The 24,946-nt window shown below is 65.3% G+C and carries 23 protein-coding genes; 15 read left to right on the top strand and 8 right to left on the bottom strand.

Annotated elements, in window-relative coordinates:
* Window positions 1–90 precede the first annotated feature (90 nt).
* Entirely contained in the window at window positions 91–744 is a 654-nt protein-coding gene (locus ACFVTG_RS20570) for a TetR/AcrR family transcriptional regulator (protein ID WP_390282703.1), read from the bottom strand.
* Window positions 745–895: 151 nt separating this feature from the next.
* Here ACFVTG_RS20570 and ACFVTG_RS20565 point away from each other — a divergent pair, with 151 nt between their 5' ends.
* Genes ACFVTG_RS20565 through ACFVTG_RS20535 form a run of 7 tightly spaced genes read left to right on the top strand, consistent with a single transcriptional unit; the run spans window position 896 to window position 8,696 of the window.
* Entirely contained in the window at window positions 896–2,503 is a 1,608-nt protein-coding gene (locus ACFVTG_RS20565; protein ID WP_390282702.1) for a carboxyl transferase domain-containing protein, read from the top strand.
* Window positions 2,504–2,507: 4 nt separating this feature from the next.
* Complete coding sequence (locus ACFVTG_RS20560) at window positions 2,508–4,625, top strand: acetyl/propionyl/methylcrotonyl-CoA carboxylase subunit alpha (protein WP_390282701.1); 2,118 nt, start codon at window positions 2,508–2,510, stop codon at window positions 4,623–4,625.
* 2 nt (window positions 4,626–4,627) lie between these two features.
* Window positions 4,628–5,791 carry an acyl-CoA dehydrogenase family protein gene (locus ACFVTG_RS20555; RefSeq protein ID WP_234753077.1) on the top strand — a complete coding sequence of 388 codons (1,164 nt, stop codon included), beginning with the start codon at window positions 4,628–4,630 and terminating at the stop codon, window positions 5,789–5,791.
* 19 nt (window positions 5,792–5,810) lie between these two features.
* Window positions 5,811–6,578, top strand: coding sequence for a CoA transferase subunit A (locus ACFVTG_RS20550; RefSeq protein ID WP_284752666.1), 768 nt, complete (start codon window positions 5,811–5,813; stop codon window positions 6,576–6,578).
* A gap of 2 nt (window positions 6,579–6,580) precedes the next feature.
* On the top strand, window positions 6,581–7,333 hold the full coding sequence (locus ACFVTG_RS20545; protein WP_390282700.1) for a CoA transferase subunit B: 753 nt from the start codon (window positions 6,581–6,583) through the stop codon (window positions 7,331–7,333).
* On the top strand, window positions 7,330–7,863 hold the full coding sequence (locus ACFVTG_RS20540; protein ID WP_390282699.1) for a MaoC family dehydratase: 534 nt from the start codon (window positions 7,330–7,332) through the stop codon (window positions 7,861–7,863). Before ACFVTG_RS20545 ends, ACFVTG_RS20540 begins: the two co-directional genes overlap by 4 nt.
* Entirely contained in the window at window positions 7,860–8,696 is an 837-nt protein-coding gene (locus ACFVTG_RS20535) for a CoA ester lyase (RefSeq protein WP_284752669.1), read from the top strand. The genes ACFVTG_RS20540 and ACFVTG_RS20535 overlap by 4 nt, the downstream gene beginning before the upstream one ends.
* Before the next feature lie 35 nt (window positions 8,697–8,731).
* On the opposite strand, the gene ACFVTG_RS20530 is transcribed toward ACFVTG_RS20535, so the two are convergent.
* On the bottom strand, window positions 8,732–10,198 hold the full coding sequence (locus ACFVTG_RS20530; RefSeq protein ID WP_390282698.1) for a lipase maturation factor family protein: 1,467 nt from the start codon (window positions 10,196–10,198) through the stop codon (window positions 8,732–8,734).
* A 38-nt stretch (window positions 10,199–10,236) separates the two neighbouring features.
* Between ACFVTG_RS20530 and dxr the strand changes: the two genes are divergently transcribed.
* The 5 genes from dxr (at window position 10,237) to ACFVTG_RS20505 (ending at window position 15,226) form a co-directional block, all read left to right on the top strand.
* Window positions 10,237–11,421: a 1-deoxy-D-xylulose-5-phosphate reductoisomerase gene (gene dxr, locus ACFVTG_RS20525; RefSeq protein WP_390282697.1), complete on the top strand. Its 1,185-nt coding sequence runs from the start codon at window positions 10,237–10,239 to the stop codon at window positions 11,419–11,421.
* 17 nt (window positions 11,422–11,438) lie between these two features.
* Window positions 11,439–12,770, top strand: coding sequence for a site-2 protease family protein (locus ACFVTG_RS20520; RefSeq protein WP_284752672.1), 1,332 nt, complete (start codon window positions 11,439–11,441; stop codon window positions 12,768–12,770).
* Between the two features lie 73 nt (window positions 12,771–12,843).
* Window positions 12,844–13,137 carry a YciI family protein gene (locus ACFVTG_RS20515; RefSeq protein WP_284752673.1) on the top strand — a complete coding sequence of 98 codons (294 nt, stop codon included), beginning with the start codon at window positions 12,844–12,846 and terminating at the stop codon, window positions 13,135–13,137.
* 66 nt (window positions 13,138–13,203) lie between these two features.
* The gene (gene ispG / locus ACFVTG_RS20510; RefSeq protein WP_284752674.1) at window positions 13,204–14,370 is read left to right on the top strand and encodes a flavodoxin-dependent (E)-4-hydroxy-3-methylbut-2-enyl-diphosphate synthase; all 1,167 of its coding nucleotides are present in this window, start codon (window positions 13,204–13,206) and stop codon (window positions 14,368–14,370) included.
* The gene (locus ACFVTG_RS20505) at window positions 14,333–15,226 is read left to right on the top strand and encodes a GNAT family N-acetyltransferase (protein ID WP_390282742.1); all 894 of its coding nucleotides are present in this window, start codon (window positions 14,333–14,335) and stop codon (window positions 15,224–15,226) included. Before ispG ends, ACFVTG_RS20505 begins: the two co-directional genes overlap by 38 nt.
* Before the next feature lie 66 nt (window positions 15,227–15,292).
* On the opposite strand, the gene ACFVTG_RS20500 is transcribed toward ACFVTG_RS20505, so the two are convergent.
* From ACFVTG_RS20500 to ACFVTG_RS20490, 3 genes are read right to left on the bottom strand one after another with little or no spacing between them, the layout of a single operon-like run.
* A complete protein-coding gene (locus tag ACFVTG_RS20500) occupies window positions 15,293–15,910 on the bottom strand; it encodes a TetR family transcriptional regulator (protein ID WP_390282696.1) in 618 nt (205 codons plus the stop codon).
* Complete coding sequence (locus ACFVTG_RS20495; protein ID WP_284752702.1) at window positions 15,907–16,650, bottom strand: ABC transporter permease; 744 nt, start codon at window positions 16,648–16,650, stop codon at window positions 15,907–15,909. The genes ACFVTG_RS20500 and ACFVTG_RS20495 overlap by 4 nt, the downstream gene beginning before the upstream one ends.
* Window positions 16,651–16,658: 8 nt before the next feature.
* Complete coding sequence (locus tag ACFVTG_RS20490; RefSeq protein ID WP_390282741.1) at window positions 16,659–17,423, bottom strand: ABC transporter ATP-binding protein; 765 nt, start codon at window positions 17,421–17,423, stop codon at window positions 16,659–16,661.
* A gap of 514 nt (window positions 17,424–17,937) precedes the next feature.
* Between ACFVTG_RS20490 and ACFVTG_RS20485 the strand changes: the two genes are divergently transcribed.
* Genes ACFVTG_RS20485 through ACFVTG_RS20475 form a run of 3 tightly spaced genes read left to right on the top strand, consistent with a single transcriptional unit; the run spans window position 17,938 to window position 21,985 of the window.
* The gene (locus ACFVTG_RS20485; RefSeq protein WP_284752676.1) at window positions 17,938–19,749 is read left to right on the top strand and encodes a proline--tRNA ligase; all 1,812 of its coding nucleotides are present in this window, start codon (window positions 17,938–17,940) and stop codon (window positions 19,747–19,749) included.
* Window positions 19,746–20,543: a TSUP family transporter gene (locus tag ACFVTG_RS20480; protein WP_284752677.1), complete on the top strand. Its 798-nt coding sequence runs from the start codon at window positions 19,746–19,748 to the stop codon at window positions 20,541–20,543. The genes ACFVTG_RS20485 and ACFVTG_RS20480 overlap by 4 nt, the downstream gene beginning before the upstream one ends.
* A gap of 56 nt (window positions 20,544–20,599) precedes the next feature.
* Window positions 20,600–21,985, top strand: a complete 1,386-nt coding sequence (locus tag ACFVTG_RS20475; RefSeq protein WP_390282695.1) for a pyridoxal phosphate-dependent decarboxylase family protein — start codon at window positions 20,600–20,602, stop codon at window positions 21,983–21,985.
* A 53-nt stretch (window positions 21,986–22,038) separates the two neighbouring features.
* Here the strand turns inward: ACFVTG_RS20475 and ACFVTG_RS20470 are convergent, their stop codons facing one another.
* Genes ACFVTG_RS20470 through ACFVTG_RS20460 form a run of 3 tightly spaced genes read right to left on the bottom strand, consistent with a single transcriptional unit; the run spans window position 22,039 to window position 24,905 of the window.
* Window positions 22,039–23,085 (bottom strand): aminoglycoside phosphotransferase family protein, encoded by a 1,047-nt coding sequence (locus ACFVTG_RS20470; protein ID WP_390282694.1) that lies wholly within the window; start codon window positions 23,083–23,085, stop codon window positions 22,039–22,041.
* 35 nt (window positions 23,086–23,120) lie between these two features.
* The gene (locus ACFVTG_RS20465; protein WP_390282693.1) at window positions 23,121–23,849 is read right to left on the bottom strand and encodes a VIT family protein; all 729 of its coding nucleotides are present in this window, start codon (window positions 23,847–23,849) and stop codon (window positions 23,121–23,123) included.
* Window positions 23,850–23,900: 51 nt separating this feature from the next.
* The gene (locus ACFVTG_RS20460) at window positions 23,901–24,905 is read right to left on the bottom strand and encodes a DUF4439 domain-containing protein (RefSeq protein ID WP_390282692.1); all 1,005 of its coding nucleotides are present in this window, start codon (window positions 24,903–24,905) and stop codon (window positions 23,901–23,903) included.
* Window positions 24,906–24,946: the final 41 nt, after the last annotated feature.

Here is a 24,946-nt window from a genome sequence, read left to right as displayed (position 1 = left end):
CTGCTGGGCCCACGCCGCCAGGGTTCCCTGGCCGAGCTTGCGAGGCAAGGGTGGCGGTGGGGAGTCAGTTGGGCCTTTTGGGGCGGGAGGCTAGCGCACCATCAGCGCTGCGAGGGCCATGCGTTCGAGGATGGGCCGGGCGCTTTTGACCGCCATGCGGCGTCCGTGGTGCCGGACCGAGTGGGGAGTCGAGTTGATGAGGCCGAAGGCTGCGTGGGCGCGGACCCGTAGCTCGGCAGGATCCGTGTCGGGATGCAGTTCCCCGAGCACCCCCACCCACAGTTCCACGTAGTTGCGCTGCAGGGTGCGTACTTCGGCTTGGTCGGAGTCGCTGAGGTTGCTGAAGTCGCGGTCTTGGACCCGGATGACATCGGGATTGCTGAGGGCGAAGTCCACATGGAATTCCACCAGTCCGCGCAACGCAGCTTCGGCGTCGGAGGCCTCGGACGCCACGGTGCGGCCGCCGTCGAGCAGATTCCGGCTCACGCTCAGCAGGAGCTCGGCGAGCACGGCTTGTTTTCCCGGGAAATGCCGGTACACCGCAGGGCCGCTGACTCCTGCCGCAGCCCCGAGGTCCTCAAGGGACACGCGGTTGAAACCGTCGGCCGCGAACAACCCGGCCGCGGCGGTCAGGAGGGCCTTGCGCCGTGTTTCCTTGGCTTGGCTCCGCTGGGTCGGGCTGTCTTGCTTGGGGCTCCGCGGGTTTTGGCCGTCCTGCTGCGGGCTCCGCTGGAAGGTGACCACAATTCCTCCTTTTGCACGCGTCCACTTCAGCGCCGGTACCGGGACGGGCCCAGTGCAGGGGTGATGGACAACACAGTTAATAGAGACTAACCTAAATTCCAGTTATGCGGTACTAACTGAGATGGCCATTGGCCGGGATGGGACACAGTCGATGGAGACACTCGCCAGCCAGCTGGATACCAGCAGCGACCAGTTCGCGGCCAACGCGGAAGCGCAGCTGTCCCTGGTGCGCGAGCTGAAGAAGCGCCTTGCCGTGGCCGCGCTCGGTGGGCCGGAGAAGTCGCGTGAGCGGCACATCTCCAGGGGCAAACTGTTGCCGCGCGAGCGCATCAATTACTTGCTGGACGAGGGAAGCCCGTTCCTGGAGATCGCCCCGTTGGCGGCCAACGGGATGTACAACGATGATTCGCCGGGCGCCGGCGTGATTGCGGGGATCGGGCTGGTCCATGGACGCCAGGTGATGGTGGTGTCCAACGACGCCACGGTCAAGGGCGGGTCCTATTACCCGATGACGGTGAAGAAGCACCTCCGGGCCCAGGAAATCGCGCTGGAGAACAGGCTGCCGTGCGTCTACCTCGTGGATTCCGGGGGAGCTTTCCTGCCCAAGCAGGATGAGGTGTTCCCGGACAAAGAGCACTTTGGCCGGATCTTCTTCAACCAGGCGAAGATGTCAGCGGCGAAGATCCCGCAGATCGCCTCGGTCATGGGGTCCTGCACGGCCGGTGGCGCCTACGTGCCCGCCATGAGCGACGAAACAGTGATCGTCCGTAACCAAGGCACCATTTTCCTGGGCGGGCCGCCCCTCGTGAAGGCCGCCATCGGTGAGATCGTGACGGCCGAGGAACTTGGCGGCGGGGACGTCCACTCCCGGATTTCCGGTGTGACGGACCACCTCGCCGAAAACGACGAGCACGCCCTGCAGATCGTCCGGGACATCGTCTCCACCCTGCCCAAGCCGGCAGCCCCGGCGTGGGACGTGGACGCCGTCGTCGAGCCGGTGGCGGACCCGGGTGAGATCTATGGTGCGGTTCCTACGGACGTCAATGCCCAGTACGACGTCCGCGAAGTAATCGCCCGGCTCGTGGACGGCTCGAGGTTCCACGAGTTCAAGAAGAACTACGGCACCACCCTGGTGACGGGATTCGCGAAGCTGCATGGCCATCCTGTGGGCATCGTCGCCAACAACGGGGTGCTCTTCAGCGAATCCGCCCTCAAAGGCGCGCACTTCATCGAGCTATGCGACCAGCGCGGCATCCCCTTGGTCTTCCTGCAGAACCTCTCCGGCTTCATGGTAGGCAAGGACTACGAGCACGGCGGCATCGCCAAGAACGGCGCCAAGATGGTCACCGCCGTCGCCACCGCCCGCGTGCCGAAGCTGACCGTGGTGATCGGCGGCTCCTTCGGTGCCGGAAACTACTCGATGTGCGGCCGGGCCTACTCGCCGCGCTTCCTGTGGATGTGGCCGGCGTCCCGGATCTCGGTGATGGGCGGGAACCAGGCCTCCAGCGTGCTGGCCACCGTCAAACGGGACCAATACGAGGCCCGCGGCGAGGAATGGTCCGCCGAGGACGAGGAAGCCTTCAAGGCCCCCATCAAGCAGCAATACGAGGACCAAGGCAGCCCGTACTACTCCACCGCCCGGCTCTGGGACGACGGCATCATCGACCCCGCAGATACCCGGCGCGTCCTGGGCATGGCCTTGGACACCGTCTCCCGCCAACCACTGCCGGAAACCTCCTTCGGCCTCTTCCGGATGTGACCCCATGACAATCACTTCTTTCGACACCGTCCTTGTCGCTAACCGCGGCGAGATCGCCTGCCGCGTGATCCGCACCCTGAGGGCGATGGGCATCCGTTCCGTGGCGGTCTACTCAGACGCCGACGCCGGGGCCCGCCACGTGCGCGAAGCAGACACCGCCGTCCGCATCGGCACAGCCGCGGCAGCGGACAGCTACCTTCGGATCGACGCGATCATCGAGGCCTGCCTGCAAAGCGGCGCCCAAGCTGTCCACCCCGGCTACGGATTCCTCGCCGAGAACGTTGAGTTTGCCAAGGCCCTGGACGCGGCCGGCATCGCGTTCATCGGCCCCGGCATTGATGCCATCGAGATCATGGGCGACAAGATCCGTTCAAAAAACCACGTCATGTCTTACGGCGTCCCATGCGTACCGGGCATCGCCGAACCTGGTTTGAGCGACGAAGCGCTGATCGAGGCGGCGTCCGGCGTCGGCTTCCCCCTGCTCATCAAGCCCTCGGCCGGGGGCGGCGGCAAGGGCATGCACATCGTGGAGCGGCTCGAGGATATGGCGGCCACGCTGCTGACGGCCCGCCGCGTGGCTGCGAGCGCTTTCGGTGACGACACCCTGTTCCTGGAGCGGCTCATCCAGGAGCCCCGGCACATCGAAGTCCAGGTCCTCGCCGACAACCACGGCAACGTGATCCACCTCGGCGAGCGTGAATGCTCGCTCCAGCGCCGCCACCAAAAAGTCATCGAGGAAGCACCGTCCCCGTTGCTCGAGTCCCTCGCGAACGGGGCAGAGGTCCGGGCGCGGATCGGTGAGGCCGCCTGCCAGGCCGCCCGAAGCGTCAAGTACAGCGGCGCCGGCACGGTGGAGTTCCTCGTCTCGGACCAGGACCCGGAGCATTTCTTCTTCATGGAGATGAACACCCGCCTCCAGGTGGAGCACCCTGTCACGGAAATGGTGACGGGCGTCGACCTGGTCGAATGGCAAGTGCGCATCGCCGCGGGTGAGGTCCTCACGGTGGCGCAGCCCGACGTCGTGCTTGACGGTCACGCGGTAGAGTCGCGCGTCTACGCGGAGGTACCCGAACGCGGTTTCATGCCGTCGATCGGCGAGATCGTGACGCTCCGGGAACGGGCAAGCAAGGATCCGCACGTCCGCGTCGACTCCGCCATGCTGCCGGGACTGTCCGTCACCGGAGACTACGATCCCATGCTCGCGAAGGTCATCGCCTGGGGCCCGGACCGCAAAGCGGCGTTGGACACCCTTGACCACGCACTGGGGGACTACACCCTGCTGGGTGTCCACACGAACGTCGAGTACCTGCGGCTCCTGATCAACGACGACGACGTCCGCGCCGGCCGCCTCGACACCGGCTTGATCGAGCGCAAGCTGGAGGGAATGGAGTTCCGCCAAGTGACCGACGTCGAGCTGGTCTCCGCGGCGATACTGAGCCGTCAGGTCTTGGCTCCTGCCGGAACGGCAGCACCCTGGAACGCCGCCGACGGCTGGCGCGTGGGCGCGCCCGCACCGTGGAAGACCACAGTCGGACGTCCCGACGGCGGACTTGCCACCGTGGGATTGACAGTGAACGGGCCGGGCTTCACCGCCCGCGTGGACAGCGGCGTCGAGCACTCTGCCGTCATGCGGCCGGGACCCTCGGGACATGCGGTGCTGGTGCTCGACGGCGTCGAGCACCATTTCGCGCACGGCTCACCAACTCCTGGGCCAGGGACACGCGAACTCTGGCTCGGCAGCGACGGCTGGTCCTGCCGGCTGGAGATCCTGGACCGCGAGGCCCGGCTCCAACGCATCCTCGCTGGCATCCAGCGCGAAGAAGGCGCCGCGGATCCCGAAGTCCGGTCTCCCATGCCGGGAACCGTGGTCTCCGTTTCGGTGCACAACGGCGACCACGTGGAAGCAGGCCAGGTCCTCCTTGCCGTGGAGGCGATGAAGATGGAACACCAATTGGTGGCCTCGGTGTCCGGCACCGTGCACCTCAGCAGCAAGACCGGGGACCTCGTCAAGGCCGACCAGGTCCTCGCCACCATCCACGTTGCGGCGGAACCCACCCCCGAGGCCACAGCGGAACCCGCCCTTGAAGTTACAGCAGAGAACCAGAAAGACGAGGAAGTCTAGCCATGGCAAGTTTTGAACTCACCGAGGAATACCAGGACCTGAGCGACTCCGTCCGGGAATTCGCCGACGAGGTAGTGGCACCGGTGTCCACCAAGCACGACGAGGAACACAGCTTCCCGTACGAGGTAGTCAAGCAAATGGGCGAGATGGGCCTTTTCGGCCTGCCCTTCCCTGAGGAGTTCGGCGGCATGGGCGGAGACTACTTCGCGCTCGCCCTCGCGCTGGAACAGCTGGGCCGGGTTGACCAGTCCGTGGCGATCACCCTCGAAGCAGGCGTCTCGCTGGGCGCCATGCCGGTGTACCGCTTCGGCACGCAGGAGCAGAAAGAACACTGGCTGCCCCAGCTGACTTCGGCCGAAGCGCTCGCGGGCTTCGGCCTGACCGAGCCGGAAGCTGGCTCGGACGCCGGAGGGACCAAAACGAACGCCCACCTCGAGGACGGCCGCTGGGTCATCAACGGCAACAAGGAGTTCATCACCAACTCCGGGACCGACATCACGCGCCTCGTCACCGTCACCGCCGTCACCGGGCAGCACGAACGCAAGGACGGGAGCATCAAGAAGGAAATCTCCACCATCCTGGTTCCCACCGACACGCCCGGTTTCACCGCGGAAAAGGCCTACAACAAGGTGGGCTGGAACGCCTCCGACACGCACCCGCTCACACTGAACAACGTCCGGGTGCCCGAGGAGAACCTGCTTGGTGTCCGGGGCCGTGGTTACGCCAACTTCCTGTCCATCCTGGACGAAGGCCGTATCGCCATCGCCGCGCTCGCCACCGGTGCGGCACAGGGCTGCGTCGACTTGTCCGTGAAGTACGCCAAGGAACGTGTGGCCTTCGGCCAGAACATCGGCAAGTACCAGGCCATCCAGTTCAAGATCGCCCGCATGCAGGCACGGGCCCACACGGCACGCCTGGCCTACTACGATGCGGCCGCGAGGATGCTGGCCGGCAAGCCGTTCAAGACCGAAGCGGCCATCGCTAAGATGGTCGCAGGCGAGGCAGCCATGGACAACGCACGGGACGCCACCCAGGTGTTCGGTGGCTATGGCTTCATCAACGAATTCACGGTGGCACGGCACTACCGCGACTCCAAGATCCTGGAAGTCGGGGAAGGCACCACCGAGGTCCAGTTGATGCTCATCGCCCGCGAGCTGGGCCTTTAACCGTCAGGGAAGGTAAACGATGATCGACAAAGTTGTTGCCAGCGCCGCGGAAGCGGTGAAAGACATCCACGACGGTGCCTCTCTCGCCGTCGGTGGGTTCGGCTTGTGCGGTATCCCGGTGGCGCTGATCGATGCGCTCCACCATCAAGGCACCAAGGACCTTGAAACAGTCAGCAACAACTGCGGCGTGGACGACTGGGGCCTGGGCATCCTGCTGAAGGACGGACGGATCCGCCGGACCATCAGTTCCTATGTTGGTGAGAACAAGGAGTTCGCGCGGCAGTACCTCGCCGGTGAACTCGAGGTGGTCCTCACACCGCAAGGCACCCTCGCCGAGAAACTGCGTGCCGGCGGGGCCGGAATCCCCGCGTTCTTCACGGCGGCCGGCGTCGGGACGCAGGTTTCGGAAGGCGGTCTGCCGCAAAAGTACGACGCCGACGGCAACGTGGCGATCGCATCCTCACCTAAGGAAGTGCGCACCTTCAACGGGGCGGACTATGTCCTGGAGGAATCCCTGACACCCGATTTCGGACTGGTCCACGCCTGGAAGGGGGACCGCCACGGGAACCTCGTCTTCCACGCGACGGCCATGAACTTCAATCCACTGTGCGCCATGGCGGCCCGGATCACCATCGCCGAGGTCGAAGAGCTTGTGGAACCCGGCGAACTCGATCCGCAACATATCCACACCCCGGGCATCTTCGTCCAGCGGGTCGTGGTTGCACCGGACACGGAGAAACGCATCGAAAAGCGGACCGTCGCGTTGACCGGGAAGACAGGAGCGTAGCCATGGAATCGAACATCACCCAGGATGTGCCGCCGCGTCCCGAGGCGGTCAGGCACGAGTACCGCCGCGCCGGCGTCGAGGACCACGAGGGCAAAGGCTGGACGCGGAACGAACTCGCCGCCCGCGTAGCCCGTGAACTCAGCAATGGGCAATACGTCAACCTGGGGATCGGCATGCCCACCCTGATTCCCAACTACATCCCTGACGGGGTCGAGGTGATCCTGCATTCCGAGAACGGGATCCTGGGCGTTGGCCCCTACCCGGCCGAGGATGCCGTGGACCCGGATCTGATCAACGCCGGCAAGGAAACGGTCACCGTCAACGCGGGCGCCGCGTTCTTTGACTCAGCGACGTCGTTCGGCATGATCCGCGGCGGCCATGTGGACGTCGCCGTGCTGGGCGCCATGGAAGTCGCGGCCAACGGGGACCTGGCCAATTGGATGATCCCGGGCAAAATGGTCAAGGGCATGGGCGGCGCCATGGACCTGGTGTTCGGCGCCAAGCGGGTGATCGTGATGATGGAGCACGTGGACCGCAACGGCAAACCCAAGATCGTCAAGGAATGCTCGTTGCCCGTCACGGGGAAAGGCTGCGTGGACCGGATCATCACCGACCTCGCCGTGATCGACGTCGTCTCCGAAGGCGGGGTGTCGAGGCTCGTCCTGCGCGAGTTGGCACCGAACGTATCGGCCGAGGACGTGGCGGCCGCGACCGGCGTCGAGCTTTTCGAAGAGGACCAGGAACTGACTGTATGACCACGGACGCTGAACCCCGGGTCCCCGAACCCCGCATTGTCGAGCAGCGGGGCCTCTATTTCGACGAGCTTGAGGAAGACGTCGTTTACGCCCACCGGCCGGGGCGGACCGTCACCGAAACGGACAACGTCCTTTTCACTACGTTGACTATGAATACCCAGGCCCTCCACTTGGACTCGGCGTGGAGCGCCAAGCAGCCCTTCGGGCAGAGGCTCATGAACTCGATGTTCACCTTGTCCACCATGGTGGGACAGTCCGTGACCCAACTGACCCAGGGCACCATCATTGCCCAGCTGGGCCTCACGGACGTCTCTTTCCCACACCCCCTCTACCACGGCGATACCCTCTACACCGAGACTGTCATCAGCGGGAAACGGGAGTCGTCATCGCGTCCCGGGCAGGGCGTGGTGACCATGAAACACACCGGCCGCAACCAGGACGGAAAGATTGTGGCTCTGGCCACGCGCACTTGTCTCATGTGGAGCCGGACCGCGCATCTGGAGGCGCAACAGGGGACAATCAATACATGACCTTCACCATGGGCCCCGCTCTTCTTTTCTGCCCCGCCGACCGCCCGGAACGCTTCCAAAAGGCCGCCGAGCGTTCCGACGCCGTCATCGTGGACCTTGAGGACGCCGTCGCGCCCGCAGACAAGAAGCGGGCCCGGGGCGCCATCCTCGCCCAGCTCGGCTCAGGTGGCGAGACCGCCGAGCTCGACCCCAGCCGCACGATAGTGCGCGTCAATCCGGTGGGCACTCCGGACTTCGAGAAGGACCTGCACTGCCTCGCGCATACCCCATACCGGACCGTCATGCTGGCCAAGGCCGAGACCGCCGAACAGTTGAAAGCACTCGAGGGTTACCACGTCATCGCCCTGTGCGAGACGGCCAAAGGGATCGTCAACGCGGCTGAGATCGCCCAGGCTCCCAACGTCGTCGGGCTCATGTGGGGCGCCGAGGACCTGATCGCCTCGATGGGCGGTTCCTCCAGCCGCAAGGACGACGGCGGCTACCGCGCCGTCGCAACGCACTCCCGCTCCACGGTGCTGCTGGCCGCGAAAGCCGCGGGCAAGGAGGCCATCGACTCGGTCTATGTCGACATTCCCGATCTTGCCGGGCTTGCCGTGGAATCCGCCGACGCAGTGGCCAGTGGATTCGGTGCGAAGGCCTGCATCCACCCGAACCAGGTCGCCGTTGTCCGCGAAGCCTACGCTCCGTCGCCCGAGGCCGTCGCAGGGGCCCGGGAGCTGCTTGACGCTGCGGCTGCGGCTGGAACCGGTGTGTTCCAGCACAAGGGAAAAATGGTGGACGGCCCCATCCTGAAACACGCCGAATCCACGCTACGCAGGGCCCGGCTTTCCTGAAGGGCTGCTCGGGCCGGACCCATTGACGGGCCAGTCTATTGACCGCGCCGTCGTGACCTCGGCAGCGACAACGGGGCGATGACCTCGTAGAGCTCCATCCGGATCCAGCGCTGACCCGTTTCCCGGAACTCGGCCCTCGTGGCGAAGCGGTAGAGGAAGCTGCGCGCCCGCACCCAGCGCGGCCGGTCGCCGTCGAACGGGTCCTGGCGCAACAAGCGCAAGGTGGGCGGATCGGCGTCGAGCAGCTTGCCCAAGAACGCGTAGAACCATTCTTCGTGCACCGTGCGCAAGGGCAGGAACCACATCAGCCAGTCGAGGCGCAGGTGGTATGGCGCCCATTGCCGGGGCAACCGGCGGACATCGCCGGGCTTGCCCTTGAAGCCGTATTCGCGCCAATCGGCCTCGTCGACGGGAACCTCGGACTGGGTGCCTTCCACCACGATTTCCACCCGGTGCCGCGTCACCGTGCCGAACGCCCCGTAAGTGTTGACCAGTTGCCATCGGTTGAAGCTGGCGTTCATGAGCTGCCCCCGCGAGAGCAGGTTGCGGATGGGCCAATAGCTGAGCACCAGAAGGAGCACCGTCACCGCGAGTACGACGGCGAGCCACCACACCGGGGTCTGCGGAACCGCCGCTGCCGGGTTCGGCCGCTGCGGGATGAAAGGCAGCACAGCGTGGGCAACGGGGTCGCTCACCGCAGCGAAGGCGAGCACGATCGCGGACCAATTGAGCCACGCGAAATTTCCGCTCCCCACCAGCCAAAGCTGCGTGAAGACGACAATTCCGGCGGCAATGGTGGCCAGCGGCTGCGGGGCGAACAGGAAGAACGGCACCACCAGCTGGGCGAAGTGGTTGCCGAGCACTTCCATGCGGTGCATCGCTTTGGGCAGGAGATGCGCCTGGCGGCTCAACGGCCCCGGCATGGGCTGCGTCTCGTGGTGGTAGTACAGGGCGGTTAAATCACGCCACTCGCTTCCGCCATGGATCTTGATCATGCCCGCGCCGAATTCCAGCCTGAACAGCAGCCACACGAGCAGCACGAGGATGGTCCTGGGCGGGGGAGTCTGATCCGAACCGAGGAAGCCGACGGTGAAGCCCATTTCCAGCAGCAGCATCTCCCAACCGAAGCCGTAGAAGGTCTGGCCTACGTTGACGATCGACATGTAGAGCAACCACAAAACCAGGAACGCCGCCAGGGGAAGCCACGGCGGGCCCAGCTGCGGCAGCCCGCCCACGAGAGCCAATGAAACGGCAAGCCCGGCGGCGCAGACGGCGCGGAGCAACGTGTCCGAATACTTCCAGCGGAACAGGCTGGGCCTGCGCAAGATCCTGTGGCCGTCCACGTACCTCGGTACGGGGAGGAGCCCGTGTTCGCCAAGGAGCGCGGGAAACTGGTTGAGGCTGGACAGGAACGCGATGAAATAGAGCGTGGCCGTGCCACGCTGGAGCACCTGCCGGGCGAATTCATAGTCCGGCGCCTCGAACCACGAGACCCAGTCCACAAACCAACGCTACGCCTGGGGTGCGGGATACTTAAGCAATGCAGCCGCGCAAGATCATCCTCCTCGGGTCCACTGGTTCCATCGGCACTCAAGCGATTGACGTCGTCGACTCCGCCCCCCATCTCTTCGAGGTCGTGGCGCTGAGCGCGGGTGGCGGGAACCTGGAACTCATCGCGCAGCAGGCAGTCCACACCAAGGCACAGGCAGTCGGCATCGCCCATGGCGATCCACGCGAACTCCAGAGACTCATAGGCGCTGCCGCCTCCGCCGCCGGACTCCGGAACTACGATCCGGCAATCATCACGGGGCCGGATGCGTCCACCAAGATTGCGGCGATCGAAGCGGACGTCGTGCTCAACGGCATCACGGGGTCCATCGGGCTGGCGCCCACGCTGGCAGCCCTCAAGTCCGGCGCCATCCTGGCTTTGGCGAACAAGGAATCCCTGATCGTGGGAGGTGCCCTGGTGAAGGCCGCTGCCGCCGTTGACCAAATCGTGCCCGTGGATTCCGAGCACTCGGCCATTGCCCAATGCCTCCGCGCGGGAACCGACAAAGAGGTTGAGAAACTCATCCTGACGGCGTCCGGCGGACCTTTCCGGGGCCGCAGCCGGGAGCAACTCCGTGACGTCACCCCGGCCGAGGCCCTTGCCCACCCCACGTGGGACATGGGCCTCATGGTCACCACCAACTCGGCCAGCCTCGTCAACAAAGGCCTGGAGGTCATCGAAGCGCACCTGCTGTTCGACGTCCCCCTGGACAGGATCGACGTCGTGGTGCACCCGCAATCCGTGGTGCACTCCATGGTGGAGTTCGTGGACGGCTCCATCATTGCCCAGGCCTCTCCGCCGGACATGCGGCTCCCCATCGCCCTCGGCCTCGGGTGGCCGGACCGCGTGCCCGGCGCCGCCAAGGCCTGCGACTGGACCCAGGCGACCAGTTGGACGTTTGAGCCCCTTGATTCGGTAGCCTTCCCCGCCGTGGAGCTGGCCAAGGACGCCGCGAAGCAGGGGAGCACCTTTCCCGCTGTCTTCAACGCGGCCAACGAGGAAGCGGTAGAAGCATTCCATGCCGGCAGGATCCGCTTCACAGACATCGTGGACACGGTGGAGTCCGTCCTCAGCGAACATTCAGGATCCTTGGAGCTGACGGTGGACTCGGTGTTGGATGCTGAGAGGTGGGCACGCACGCGCACCCACGATCGTTTAGCCAACAGCACCCTTTAGGAAGCAGTACTTAAGGCATGAATCCCGTCATTCTGTTCATTCTCGGAGTCGTCTTCGTCGCGATCGGCGTGGCCGTCTCCATTGCGCTGCACGAGGTGGGGCACTTGCTTCCCGCCAAGCTGTTCAAAGTGCGCGTCACGAAATACATGATCGGATTCGGTCCTACCCTGTGGTCCACGCGGAAAGGCGAGACCGAATACGGCGTCAAGGCGATCCCGCTGGGCGGCTACGTCGCCATGATCGGCATGTACCCGCCCAACAAGGAAGATGGCAGCGTCAGGCCCTCCAGCACCGGCATGTTCCAGACCCTTGCCACCGAAGCCCGGTCCGCGGCACACGAGGAAGTAGGCCCAGGCGACGAGAACAGGGTCTTCTACAGGCTGCCGGTCTGGAAAAAAGTCATCATCATGCTGGGTGGCCCGGCCATGAACCTGCTCATCGGCCTGGTGCTGACAGCGGTCCTGCTCATGGGCTTCGGAGTGTCCATGGCCACCACCACCATTGCCGAGGTGTCCAAGTGCCAAGTCAAGGCCGGCGAAACCGTCGATCCAAACTCGCCGAACTGTCAACTCACCCCGGCCGCAGTGGCCAAGCTCCAGCCCAACGATGTTGTCACCAGCTTTGACGGCAAGCCTGTGACGAGCTGGGCCGAAATGAGCGGCTGGATCCGGGCGTCCGCCGGCAAGGCCGTCCAAATCACCGTGGACCGTGGCGGCAAGAGCGTCACGACGCAAGTAACACCGGTTCTGTCCGCACGCCCCGTCATCGGCGACAACGGCCAGCAGGCCAAGGGCGCGGACGGCAAGCCGTTGTACGAGGAAGTCGGGTTCCTCGGCATCGGTGCGCAGACCGCCATGGTGCCCCAACCGGCGTCGACCGTTCTTCCGATGGCCGGCGAGAACATCAAGCAGATCGCCGGAGTCATCCTCAACCTGCCCGCCAGGGTGGTCGGCGTGGCGCAAGCGGCGTTCGGCTCCGAGCCGCGCGATCCCAACGGCCCCATCAGCGTGGTGGGCGTCGGCCGGGTGGCCGGTGAAGTGGCTGCCATGGATCAGGTTCCGCTGCAATCGCGCGTCGGTGCCCTTGTGGGACTCCTTGCCGGACTGAATTTCGCCCTGGCCGTCTTCAACCTGGTTCCGCTCCTGCCGCTCGACGGCGGACACGTGGCGGGTGCGCTCTACGAGGGTGCCCGGCGTCGAATTGCCAAGCTGTTCGGCAAACCGGATCCGGGGGCTTTCGACATCGCCAAGCTCCTGCCGCTCACCTATGTCGTGGCGAGCGTCCTCATGGCCATGAGCGCACTGCTGATCTACGCGGACATCGTCAAGCCCGTCAACCTCTTCGGCTGATGCTGTCCGACTCGGCAGACGCCGGACGCTGCCGTGGACTCCCCGGATTTGGCTTGGGGGATAGGCTATCCATATGACTGTTTTCGCTGTTGAGTACGTGTACGACGCCGAGTCCGCCGAGGTGCGCGATGCGAACCGCCCTGCCCACCGTGCCTGGCTCGCTAGCCTCGCCGAGCAGGGAACCCTGCTGGCGAGCGGCCCTTACACCGACGGCGCGGGTGCACTGCTCCTGCTCGAGGCCGCCGACGAGGCCGAGCTGAACGCCACGCTGAAGGAGGATCCGTTCGCCGCCGTCCGAGGGATCGCAGGCATCCGGACATCGGAGTGGAACCCCATTATCGGAATGCTCTCCGCCCACGCTTCCTAGCAGCATGACCGGCCGGAGTCCGGACTCCGGCCCTACGATCCACCCATTTCAACCCAAGGAGTCCACGTGACCTCGGTCAGCCTGGGAATGCCGTCAGCCCCACCCCCCGTTCTCGCGCCCCGCCGCAAGACCCGCCAGATCAAGGTGGGTTCGGTCGGCGTCGGCTCCGATTCACCCATCAGCGTGCAATCGATGACCACCACGCCCACCACGGACATCAACGCCACCCTGCAGCAGATCGCGGAGCTGACCGCGTCAGGCTGCGACATCGTGCGTGTCGCTTGCCCCTCTGCGGACGACGCCGAGGCGCTGCCGATCATCGCCCGCAAGTCCCAGATTCCCGTGATCGCGGACATCCACTTCCAGCCCAAGTACGTCTTCGCCGCGATCGAAGCCGGTTGCGCCGCAGTCCGCGTCAATCCGGGCAACATCCGCAAGTTCGATGACCAGGTGAAGGAAATCGCGGCGGCAGCACGCGATCACGGTACGTCCATCAGGATCGGCGTCAACGCCGGATCCCTGGAGCCCGGCATCCTGAAGAAGTACGGCAAGGCCACCCCGGAGGCCCTCGTCGAGTCCGCTGTGTGGGAAGCTTCGTTGTTCGAGGAACACGGCTTCCACGATTTCAAGATCTCCGTCAAGCACAACGACCCCGTCATCATGGTGGCGGCCTACGAGATGCTTGCCGAAAAGGGCGACTGGCCCCTGCACCTTGGCGTGACCGAGGCCGGACCCGCCTTCCAGGGCACCATCAAGTCCGCCACGGCCTTCGGAGCGCTGCTGTCCCGGGGTATCGGCGACACCATCCGCGTCTCCCTCTCCGCGCCGCCTGTCGAAGAAATCAAGGTCGGCAACCAGATCCTGCAGTCCCTCAACCTGCGCCCCCGCAAGCTCGAAATCGTCTCCTGCCCTTCATGCGGACGCGCCCAGGTGGACGTCTATACGCTGGCCGAGCAGGTCACAGCCGGGCTTGAAGGAATGGAGATTCCGTTGCGAGTCGCCGTCATGGGTTGCGTGGTGAACGGCCCGGGTGAGGCCCGGGAAGCCGATCTCGGTGTAGCCTCCGGAAACGGCAAGGGCCAGATCTTCGTGAAGGGCGAAGTCATTAAGACTGTCCCCGAGAGCCAGATTGTTGAGACACTGATCGAAGAAGCCATGCGTATCGCTGAAGAGATGGGGGAGGCCGATGGCGAAGATGCTGTCAAGGGTAGCCCCGTGGTTACCGTCTCGTAGTAAAGACGGCACCGGACAGGACGATTTCACCGTCCGGGTGCTCGGCGCTGCCGACACCCGGGCACTTCGCGTGCTCGCGATGGAAGACCCGGTAGCGAACGTTTTCATTCTGGCGCACCTTGATTCAACGGGGAGCGCCGCCCCAACGTCCGGGGGCGCGAGCGTCTTTGGAGTGTTCGACGGCGACGCCCTGGTGGGTGCCTGCTGGGCCGGGGCCAATCTGGTTCCGGTGCAGCTGGACCCGGAACTGGCTTCCCGCGTTGCGGCGGTTGCACACCGGGCCGGCCGTCGCTATGCCTCGATTTTCGGGCCCGCGGAGACCGTGCTGGCGCTCCATTCCCGCTTGGAGCAGCTGGGGCATTTCGCCCACGAGGTACGTGCCGAGCAGCCGCTTTTGGCGATATCTGGACCACCCGCCGTCGAAGCCAATCCTCAGCTCGGCTTCGGGAACATCGCGGACTTCGACCGGATCCTGCCCGCCTGCGCAGCCATGTTCGAAGAGGAAGTGGGGTATTCGCCCTTTCTCGGGAGCGAGGACTTCTACAGCCGCAGGGTGGCCGGACTGATCCGGCAAGGCCATTCCTTGGTACACATCGACGCCGGCGGGACCGTGAAGTTCAAAGCCGAACTCGGGGCCGTCACGGCGCAGGCCACCCAGGTGCAGGGCGTCTGGATGAACCCTGAATTCCGCGGCCAGGGACTCAGCGCGGGATACATGGCGGGAGTGGTTGTCCTCGCCCAGCAGTTCGCGCCGATTACGAGCCTCTACGTCAACGAATACAACACCCGGGCACGCGCCACGTACGAGCGGGTCGGTTTCAAACGCCTCGGAACGTTCGCCACGGTTCTGTACTGACCAGCCCAGCCCAACTAGCTAACAGTAGTTGTCGTTTTGAGGGCTCATAACGACAACAACTGCTAGTCAGTTGGGAGGGGTGAGTTCGCCCGTGAGGTAGTGCTGGACGTTGGGGGCCACGAGCCGGACCACTTCGTCCTGGGAGGCGGAAGCCAGGGGTTCGAGCCGGACGACGTAGCGCATCAGCATGAGTCCCACCACCTGCGTGGCGACAAGGTTTCCGCGCATTTTCGCCTCCTCGGGGGAGCCTGGAATTCCCGCTGTAATCCTGGAAAGGATGGTCCGGGCCACCGTCTCCCGCAGCAAGGCCGTCTTGGCCTTGGATCCGATCGTCCCCCTGACGAACGCGACAAGCCCGTGTTGCGCCGGGCTTTCCCATAGCCGCAACACGGCGCGGACGAGCGCTTCCGCGCGCTGCGCGGGATCCAACGATTCGACGCCGGCAAGGACGTCGTCGGGATCAGCCGGGAGCTCGATGCTCTGGGCGAAGAGTTCGTCCTTGCCCTTGAAGAAATGGTGGACCATGGCCGGGTCCACTTCGGCTTCGCGGGCAACTTGCCGGAGGCTCGTCCCGTCGAAACCGTGTTCGGCGAAGAGCCGGCGCGCTGTGGCCAGGATCAGTTCGCGGGAATCGCTCCCGCCGCTCCGGCGTCCCCGCCGCACGGGAGGCGAGGCGCCGCTCATGAGGTCCGCCGTCGGAGGGTGAAGGAGGCCAGGGCCAAAACTCCCACCACGATCGCCGCCATGATTCCGGCATCCTGCCACATGGCCTGGGTCGCCTCGGTGTTGTCGGCGATCTGCTGGAGCGCATCGACCGAAAACGTCAGCGGCAGCACGTTGGAGATGCTCTCCAGGAGGCTGTTCATGTGGTCCCGGGCCACGAAGAGTCCACACAACAGGATCTGCGGTATCACCACTACCGGCATGAACTGCACCGCCTGGAATTCGGTCCGTGCAAAGGCTGAGCACAAGAGGCCAAGCGCGACACCGAGCACTGCGTTGATGACGGCGATCATCACGACGTAACCAGGACCGCCCTTGATATCCAGGTTGAAGATCCAGTAGGCCACGGCCGTGGCGACAAGCGATTGCAAGGCGGCCATGATGGAGAACGCCAACGCATAGCCGAACAGGAGATCGGCTTTGTGGATGGGCGTCGTCAGGAGCCGTTCCAACGTCCCCGAAGTCCTTTCGCGCAACATCGTGATCGACGTGACCAGGAACATCACCACAAACGGGAAGATGGCCAGCATCATGAGTCCCACACGGTCAAAGGTCCGCGGGAATCCGGGAGGCAGGGTTTCGTTCTCGAAGAGATAGTAGACGCCCGTGAGCAGGAGCGCGGGAACCACCATGATGAGCGCGACGCTGCGGTGGTCGTGCCGCAGTTGCTCCAAAACCCGCCTGGTGGTGGCGAACATCATCCGTGGATTCATGACGCCACCTGGCTTTCATTGGTACTCCGGTGCTTCGAAGTAGCGGTCGTTTCCTGGATGAAGTGCAGGAAGGCCTGTTCCAGGTCGTTGCTGTGGCCACGCTCGCTGAGTTCCGCCGGACTGAGCTGCGCCAGCAGCAAGCCGTCGCGGAGCAGGAGCAGGGAGGAACAGTGTGAGGCCTCTTCCATGACATGGCTGGACACCAGCAGGGTGGTGCCCGCTTCGGCCAAGGCGGCGAACCGTTCCCACAGCTCGGCACGCAGCACCGGATCCAAGCCAACCGTCGGTTCGTCGAGGACCAGCAGCTTCGGATGCGAGACGAGCGCGCAGGCCAGCGAGACCCGGCTGAATTCACCCCCGGAAAGGTCTGCCGTCTTCCGCCGTGCCAGTGATTCGAGCCCGACGGCGGCAATCGCCTCCGCGATGTCCGCCGCCGTGACGCCGTGCATGGCGCCGAAATACCTGACGTTCGCTTCGACGCTGAGATCCGTATAGACGCTCGGTGCCTGGGTGACGTATCCGACGTCGTGCCGCAACGACGGTGTACCGGCCGGACGGCCCAATACTTCCACGCTGCCGGCTGTGAGTCGCTGGACCCCTACGATGCAGCGCATGAGGGTTGTCTTGCCGCTCCCGGAAGGTCCGAGCAGGCCCGTGATGCGCCCGGGCTCGATGGCGAAGTCCAAGCCGCGCAGGATCTTCTTGTGGCCGCGCGTGACATGCAGGCCCTCCGCCTTGACCGCCGGAGGCGCAGGGGACATGCCTGGTGCGGGACTTCCCGCTGGGCTGTGGGACATCGCGGCCTCCGATTTATTCATCAAGTGATGAATAAAAGGTAAATCCCATACACAGGCGCGTCAACTGTGGGCCTCGAGGACGGATCTGCAACGCGGGGTCACTTACGGCCCATGTCGGACCTCCGGATGGGCGCTAAGTGACCCCGCGTTGTTCGTTGCCAGGGCCAGGACCTACAAATATTGATTAGTCCAAGCCCTTGAATAAAGTGTCCACCATCACATAAATTCAGAACCAGCCGTGTCGCTGGGGCGCGGACGGACCGGCCGCTGAGCCACGCCATGGCAGGATGACCAGCCGCGCAGCGGCCAGGGGCTTCCTCGCACCATGGCGTGGCTCATCTGCGTTTGGCAGGATTAGGCAATCGGGATGGCCGGGGCCACGCTCACGAAGGTGCCGGGCGAGGGGCCCGGCTGTAAGCCGGTAGATTGGTACACAGTAGTTTTTGCCAGCTCTTGCCATAGAAACGGATTCTGACCCGTGGTCCTTCGCCTCTCCCAGCTGTTCCTGCGCACCCTGCGTGAAGATCCCGTCGACGCCGAAGTCGCCAGCCACAAACTCCTGGTCCGTGCGGGCTACATCCGCCGTGCCGCACCGGGCATCTACACGTGGCTGCCTTTGGGATTGAGTGTCCTGCGCAAGGTCGAGCAGATCATCCGCGAGGAAATGGCCGCCATCGGCGCCCAGGAAGTCCATTTCCCGGCACTGCTGCCCCGGGAACCCTACGAGGCCACCAACCGCTGGACCGAGTACGGCGAGGGGCTGTTCCGCCTCCAGGACCGCAAGGGTGCCGATTACCTTCTCGCCCCCACGCACGAGGAAATGTTCACCCTCCTGGTCAAGGACCTGTACTCCTCGTACAAGGACCTGCCGCTGAGCCTCTACCAGATCCAGAACAAGTACCGCGACGAAGCCCGCCCCCGGGCAGGCCTCCTCCGCGGCCGCGAATTCATCATGAAGGACTCCTATTCCTTCGACGTCGACGACGCCGGCTTGGACGCGAGCTACGCGGCCCACCGCGCCGCGTACCTGAAAATCTTCGAGCGCCTCGGCCTTGAGGTCATCCCCGTCGCAGCCACGGCAGGCGCCATGGGCGGATCCAAGAGCGAGGAATTCCTGCACCCCACCGAGATCGGCGAGGACACCTTCGTGCGCTCGGCAGGCGGCTATGCGGCCAACGTCGAAGCCGTGACCACCGTGGTCCCGGCCGAAATCGACTTCAGCAACGCGCCTCCCGCGCGCGTCCTGGACACCCCGGACACGCCCACGATCGAAACCCTCGTGGCCGCAGCCAACCAGCTCGCTCCCCGCAGCGATTCCGACGGCGGCGCCTGGACTGGCGCCGACACCCTCAAGAACGTAGTCCTCGCCGTGACGCTGCCCACCGGCGAGCGCCAGATCGTGGTCATTGGCGTTCCCGGTGACCGCGCCGTGGACCTCAAGCGCGTCGAGGCCAACATCGGTTCATTCCTGCCCATCGCCGGCGAGATCGGCCTGGAAGCGGCCAACGAGGAAGACCTCAAGAAGATCCCGCAACTCGTCAAGGGCTACATCGGCCCCGGACTGGACCTCGCCGAAGCCGTGCTCGGCCTTGAAGGCACGTCCAAGTTGCTCTTCCTTGTTGACCCCCGGGTTGTCTCCGGCACCAGCTGGGTCACCGGAGCGAACGAAGACGGCAAGCACGTGTTCGGCCTCGTAGCCGGGCGCGACTTCGCCTGGGACGGCGTCATTGAATGCACCGAGGTCCGGGCGGGAGACGAGGCCCCGGATGGCTCCGGTCCCTTGGAAACTGCGCGCGGCATCGAAATGGGCCACATCTTCCAACTCGGCCGCAAGTACGCCGAGGCCCTCGACTTGAAGGTCCTTGACCAGAACGGCAAGCAGGTTGTGGTCACCATGGGCTCCTACGGTGTCGGCGTGACCCGTGCCGTGGCCGCCCTCGCCGAGGCCAACAACGACGACCGTGGTCTGGTCTGGCCGCGCTCCGTGGCCCCCGCGGACGTCCACGTGGTCGCCGTCGGACGCGGCGAGGAAATTTTCGCGGCGGCCGAGAAGCTCTCCGCCGAACTCGAGGCTGCCGGCCTCGACGTGATCTACGACGACCGCCCCAAGGTTTCCCCGGGCGTGAAGTTCGGCGACGCCGAGCTCGTGGGCGTCCCCACGATCGTGGCAGTCGGCCGTGGCTTGGTAGACGGTGTCGTGGAGATCAAGGACCGCCGCACCGGCGAGGCAGAAAACGTGGCAGTCGAGAAGGCTGCCGATTACGTGGTCAACGCCGTACGCCAGAAGTGATCTCCGGCTTCGAGTCGGTCCAGCTCACCACGCTCATCATGATCGTGGTGGCTGGATTCGCGGCCGGCTGGATAGATGCCGTCGTGGGCGGCGGGGGACTGATCCAGCTCCCTGCCTTGCTCCTGGTTCCGGGGATCACCCCCGTCCAGGCATTGGCCACCAACAAAATGGGCTCCATCTTCGGGACGACGACCAGTGCCGTCACCTATTACCGCCGGGTGGGCCCTGACCTCAAGACGGCCATACCCATGGCGGTCATTGCCCTCGCGGGAAGTTTCGGCGGAGCAGTCCTGGCCGCCAACCTTCCCGCGAGCGTCTTCAAACCCATCATCGTGGTGGCGCTCATCGCCGTCGCGCTCTTCACCGCGTTGCGGCCCAATGCAGGCGAGTTGACCGCCCTGCGACACGACGGCCACCGGCACTACGTCGTGGCCTGCGCCATCGGTGGCGTGATCGGGTTCTACGACGGCCTGATAGGTCCAGGAACAGGCTCGTTCCTGGTGATAGCCCTTGTCTCCGCCATGGGCTATGCCTTCCTTGAGGCCAGCGCCAAGGCGAAGATCGTCAACATGGCCACGAACGCCGGTGCCCTGTTGTTCTTCCTGCCGCACGGATCATTGCTGTGGGGCGTCGGCGCCGTGCTGGGCCTGTCCAACATGGCCGGTGGCTACCTGGGCGCGCGGACCGCCGTGAAACAAGGCAGCGGCTTTGTCCGGATTGTGTTCCTGATCGTGGTCGGCGCGTTGATCATCAAACTCGGCGTGGACGTCTGGAACGACTACTTCGCCAAGTAGCGTTTCGAAAGTCGCCGGCGATGGCCGCAGGGAAGCACCGGGCGTAGCATGCACTCATGTGGGTCGATTCCGGCGACTATGAGCAGGCACTCGAACGTGCATGGGAGCATACCCGGGAGTGGTTGAGGGCCTTGCCCGGGCGGCCGGTACGGCCAAGCACCACGGCTGACGACATCACGACAGTCTTCGGCGGACCCTTGCCGGCCAGTGGACTGGACCCGGCCGCGGTCATTGATTTCCTCGCCGAACACGCCGAACCCGGGCTCATGGCCATGCAATCGGGGCGCTTCTTCGGTTGGGTCATCGGCGGTACGGTGCCGGCAGGCATGGCCGCGGACTGGATGGTGTCCGCATGGGACCAGAACTCCGGCCTGCGTTTCGCCACCCCCGCCACAGCCGGGATCGAGGAAGCGGCCGGGCGATGGCTCCTTGAGCTGCTCGGCCTACCTGTTGGCTCCGACGTCGGATTCGCGACGGGCGCCAGCATGGCCAACTTCACGGCCCTCGCGGCGGCCCGGTGGCGCCAGTTCGCCGCCGTCGGCTGGGATGTCAACGCCGGGGGACTCCACGGCGCGCCGAAACTGCGTGTCCTCGTCGGCGCCGAGCGGCACGAGAGCCTGGACATGGCCCTGCGTTTCCTGGGGTTCGGGGCACCCGAAGTTGTTGCGGCGGACGAACAAGGAAGGATTGACCCCGCCGCGCTCCGGGCCGCCTTGGAAGCCGGTTCCGGTCCGGCGATCGTGTGTCTCCAGGCCGGGAACCTGCATTCCGGAGCATTCGATCCATTCCCCGAGGCGATTTCCGCTGCCAAGGACTACGGCGCGTGGGTCCACGTCGACGGGGCTTTCGGCCTGTGGGCAGCTGCTGTGCCGGGACTGCGGCATCTGGTCGAGGGCGTCGGGTTGGCCGATTCGTGGGGAACCGATGCCCACAAGACCCTCAACGTGCCTTACGACGCCGGAATCGTGGTGGTACGTGACGTTGCCGCCCTGCGATCCGCCATCGGCATGCACGCCGAATACCTGATGCAGGACGACCACGGCCCCGGTGATCCCATGGAGAAAGTGCCCGAGTTGTCCCGCCGTGCCCGGGGAGTGCCGGTATGGGCGGCCTTGCGTTCCTTGGGTGGTGACGGCGTGCGGGAGCTTGTCGCTGGACGTGCGGAGTGTGCCGCGGAACTGGCCCGGCGGCTTGCCGAAGTGCCCGGCGTCGAGGTCCTCAACGATGTGGTGTTCACGCAGTTGTCCCTGGCCTTCGGTTCCGACGAGAGGACGCGTGCCGTGACGGGCTACGTCATGGCCGACGGCAGGGTCTGGATGTCCGGTTCGCGCTGGCTGGGCAGGGATATCCTGCGTGTTTCGGTGACCAATTGGTCAACGGATTCGGCAGACCTGGATATCGCGGTGCAGGCTATCAAGGACGCGCTGGAGGCCACCGCTTGAGCCGGGCGCAGGAAGCAGGGACTCCGGACGGCAGGGCGTCCGGACCACTGAAGCTAATTCGAGGCGGCCAGTCCCGGTTCGGGTAGGTCGTGCGCGGCGGGCAACCCGTCGAGGGGCCGGCCTGCGAGGGTGCTGGCCACCCACAAGGAACGCGCCAGATCGCCTTCGTGCCGCGGTTTTCCGGCATACCAGAGGGCGTTTTCAACCTCGCGGACCAGGCTCCATTCCCGCGCTGCTTCACTGTCCAGTCCAGCCGCGCTGCTGAAATCAGCGCAGCGCTCCAGGAGTGCAAGTTCGGGAGCCGTGGTGGAGAGATCGCGGATACGGTTCCACAAGATCGGGGCGATCGCGAATTCTGCCTCCCCGATCTTCGGTTGCGGGTCGATCGCCACGTAAGCGCGCTTTCGGGTGGATCCGGCCCCATTCGGGGCGCCATGCGGGGTGCCATTGAGATGCGGGAGGATGTTCATGAAATGCAGGTCGCAATGCACCAAGACGTCCCTGCCCGCGCGGCGTCCGACGGCGCCTCGGGTCTGGCACACTTCCAACGCGGCCTCGAGGAGCCAGCGGGGGAAGGGTTGGCCAAGGTGCTCCCAGTCCGCGGGCAGCTCATCGCTCCAGCGCTCGGCACGTGCCGCTATGTGCTCAAACTCTTTCCATTCGGGCCGTTCGTCCGGTTCGATGCTGAGTTCCTTCACGAGCGATCCCCAGACGTCGCGGGCTTCGTCCATCGGGGCGTCCTGCAGGCAGTTGACCGCGTCGAGCCGCTCCAGGAGCATCGCGCAGGAGGCGGTATCGGCGTCGAGCAGCCTGACGGCCCCGGCGCCGTCCCACAGGGCCAGCGCATGCCGTTCAACGAGGGCCTCCTCGTGCGGGAAAGCTATCTTGAGCACCGAACGGGTGCCCTCGTAGAGGACCGGAATGACGATGCCGCCGTGGCCATTCCATGGTTCCGCGCCGGGTTCCAGGTCAACGGACAGTTGCCAGCGTTCCAAGCTGGCATTGATCAGTCCGGGCAGCCCTGAGAGCCACGCCCGCCCTTCCGCTGTGCGGGAGTAGCGTGCCTGGAGGTCGCCAGGGATCGAAACGAAGGTAGTCATCACTGTCAGCCTACCCAAGCCGGTCCGGGAGTGGTTCAGACCACTCCGGAGGAGCCCAGGAGGCTTCCGATGAAGAACGTCGCGGCAAGCGCAAGGGCTCCGCCGATGACGACGCGCACGGCGGCGCGGGTCTTCGAGCTGCCGCCGATCCACGCTCCAACGGCTCCGGTGATGGCCAGCGCGAGCAACACGGAAATGAAGGTCAGCGGTACACGCAGCCCCGGGGGCGGGAGCAGAATCGCGAGCATGGGCAGCACCGCGCCGAGGGTGAAGGCGATGGCGGATGCGAACGCCGCATGCCACGGGCTGACGATGTCGTCCTCGTCGATGTTCAATTCGGCGGAAAGGTGGGCGGCCAAGGCGTCGTGCTCCGTTAATTCCACGGCCACTTTCCGCGCGGTTTCAGGCCGCAGGCCCTTGGCCTCGTAGATCGCAGTCAGTTCAGCCAGCTCTTCTTCGGGTTCCTCGGCGAGCTCCCGGCGCTCCTTCTCGATGAGCGCCTTTTGGCTGTCGCTTTGGCTGCTGACGGATACATACTCGCCGAGTGCCATGGACACAGCGCCACCCACGAGTCCGGCTGCTCCAGCCGTGAGGATGGCGCCGGTGCTCGTGGTGGCGCCGGCGACGCCCACAACGATGGAAGCAACGGAGACGATGCCGTCATTGGCGCCAAGGACCCCGGCCCGAAGCCAGTTGAGCCGGTGGGCGAGGTCGTTGGAGTGTGGTTCGTTCTCATGCAGGGCTGCAGTTTCGATGGAAGCCATGGTACAAGCCAAGCACTCGGGGACTGCAGCCGCCAGCAAAGAAAGGCTTTCCTATGGAGACGGAGTGGCGGACGGCAGCGGCGGCAGCGCGGAGTTGTTGATCGAAAGTCCCGGGAATGGGCCAACCGGAGCTCCCCAGGCTTGGCTGCGTTTGGCGGCGTCGACAAGCCCGTCGATGGCCCATTGGCGCGTCTCACCCTCCGACAATGCCACGAGGTCGGCGTAGGCAGTCAGTGAGCTGGACTCCATGCTTCCGAGCGCCAGGCCGGGTTTGGCGGCGAAAGTGGCAGGCAGGCGATAGCCGGCTTCCCGCGCGGGCGTGGCGATGCAATGCAGCCGGCCCTGGGCCTCCGCGCCCCGGAGCAGCTGCTGGTGGCGGGCCAACCAGGTGGCTGCCGTTGCGGACGCCTTCGCGTCCAGCCTGGTCAGGGCCACCTGGTACGCATAGATCGACTCCTGTTCGGAGCTGACGACGGCGGCAAGGGCTGCGGGCAGATCGGCCGTGGTCGGGGCCGTTCCGGGTGTCGGCGCCATGGTCGCCGTGCCGGGCGAAGCCGGGCAGCTCGGCGGTTGTGTCGGGGCGGTACTCGCCTCGGCCGGGGTTGCCGGTACCGGCAGGCCCCACGTCGCGGCCAGCCGCGATGACTCAAGCAGCTGGGCGGTCCCGACGGCGGCAAGCAGCCGTGCCATGCCGCCGTCGGCGTTAGCGGCGTCCGCCAAGCGACGGGAAGCGCTCGCGGAGAGCGCGGAGACAAAGCCGGCCCGCGTTGGGCGGTCCTGGGCGGCACTGGAGCTGGGAGAAGCCGATGGAGTGTTCGGTGCCGAAGGGCTGGAAGGTGGCAGCAGCGCCCGCGCCTGGCTTGTCAGCAACGTCACAGTGTCCGTGCTCTCCAGGAGCGATGCGCTGTCCAGGAGCGTCTCGCTCGACGAGAGCGCTTCGGACCGGGCAGCTTCCGAAAACGGCACCGCTTGCGGCTTTCCGGCGTCCCGCGGGAGAAGCACGGCCCCGACTCCGAGGACGAGGACTGCGAGGAAAGCCAGAAGGAGGCCTTTCATCCAGCGATGGCTCCGTGGTTTCTCAACAGTCTCGTGGTTCA

It is taken from the genome of Arthrobacter sp. NPDC058127 (assembly GCF_042884555.1).
Lineage (GTDB): Bacteria > Actinomycetota > Actinomycetes > Actinomycetales > Micrococcaceae > Arthrobacter.
The sequence above is the reverse complement of the archived record's forward strand: the minus strand, read 5'-3'. Positions and strand labels throughout refer to the sequence as shown.

Bases quoted from the DNA above. Each gene is read 5' to 3' on its own strand.
- ACFVTG_RS20565 (WP_390282702.1), top strand. From the start codon at position 896: ATGGAGACACTCGCCAGCCAGCTGGATACCAGCAGCGACCAGTTCGCG.
- ACFVTG_RS20560 (WP_390282701.1), top strand. From the start codon at position 2,508: ATGACAATCACTTCTTTCGACACCGTCCTTGTCGCTAACCGCGGCGAG.
- ACFVTG_RS20555 (WP_234753077.1), top strand. From the start codon at position 4,628: ATGGCAAGTTTTGAACTCACCGAGGAATACCAGGACCTGAGCGACTCC.
- ACFVTG_RS20550 (WP_284752666.1), top strand. From the start codon at position 5,811: ATGATCGACAAAGTTGTTGCCAGCGCCGCGGAAGCGGTGAAAGACATC.
- ACFVTG_RS20545 (WP_390282700.1), top strand. From the start codon at position 6,581: ATGGAATCGAACATCACCCAGGATGTGCCGCCGCGTCCCGAGGCGGTC.
- ACFVTG_RS20540 (WP_390282699.1), top strand. From the start codon at position 7,330: ATGACCACGGACGCTGAACCCCGGGTCCCCGAACCCCGCATTGTCGAG.
- ACFVTG_RS20535 (WP_284752669.1), top strand. From the start codon at position 7,860: ATGACCTTCACCATGGGCCCCGCTCTTCTTTTCTGCCCCGCCGACCGC.
- dxr (WP_390282697.1), top strand. From the start codon at position 10,237: ATGCAGCCGCGCAAGATCATCCTCCTCGGGTCCACTGGTTCCATCGGC.
- ACFVTG_RS20520 (WP_284752672.1), top strand. From the start codon at position 11,439: ATGAATCCCGTCATTCTGTTCATTCTCGGAGTCGTCTTCGTCGCGATC.
- ACFVTG_RS20515 (WP_284752673.1), top strand. From the start codon at position 12,844: ATGACTGTTTTCGCTGTTGAGTACGTGTACGACGCCGAGTCCGCCGAG.
- ACFVTG_RS20505 (WP_390282742.1), top strand. From the start codon at position 14,333: ATGCTGTCAAGGGTAGCCCCGTGGTTACCGTCTCGTAGTAAAGACGGC.
- ACFVTG_RS20500 (WP_390282696.1), bottom strand. From the start codon at position 15,910: ATGAGCGGCGCCTCGCCTCCCGTGCGGCGGGGACGCCGGAGCGGCGGG.
- ACFVTG_RS20495 (WP_284752702.1), bottom strand. From the start codon at position 16,650: ATGATGTTCGCCACCACCAGGCGGGTTTTGGAGCAACTGCGGCACGAC.
- ACFVTG_RS20490 (WP_390282741.1), bottom strand. From the start codon at position 17,423: ATGTCCCCTGCGCCTCCGGCGGTCAAGGCGGAGGGCCTGCATGTCACG.
- ACFVTG_RS20475 (WP_390282695.1), top strand. From the start codon at position 20,600: ATGTGGGTCGATTCCGGCGACTATGAGCAGGCACTCGAACGTGCATGG.
- ACFVTG_RS20470 (WP_390282694.1), bottom strand. From the start codon at position 23,085: ATGACTACCTTCGTTTCGATCCCTGGCGACCTCCAGGCACGCTACTCC.
- ACFVTG_RS20465 (WP_390282693.1), bottom strand. From the start codon at position 23,849: ATGGCTTCCATCGAAACTGCAGCCCTGCATGAGAACGAACCACACTCC.
- ACFVTG_RS20460 (WP_390282692.1), bottom strand. From the start codon at position 24,905: ATGAAAGGCCTCCTTCTGGCTTTCCTCGCAGTCCTCGTCCTCGGAGTC.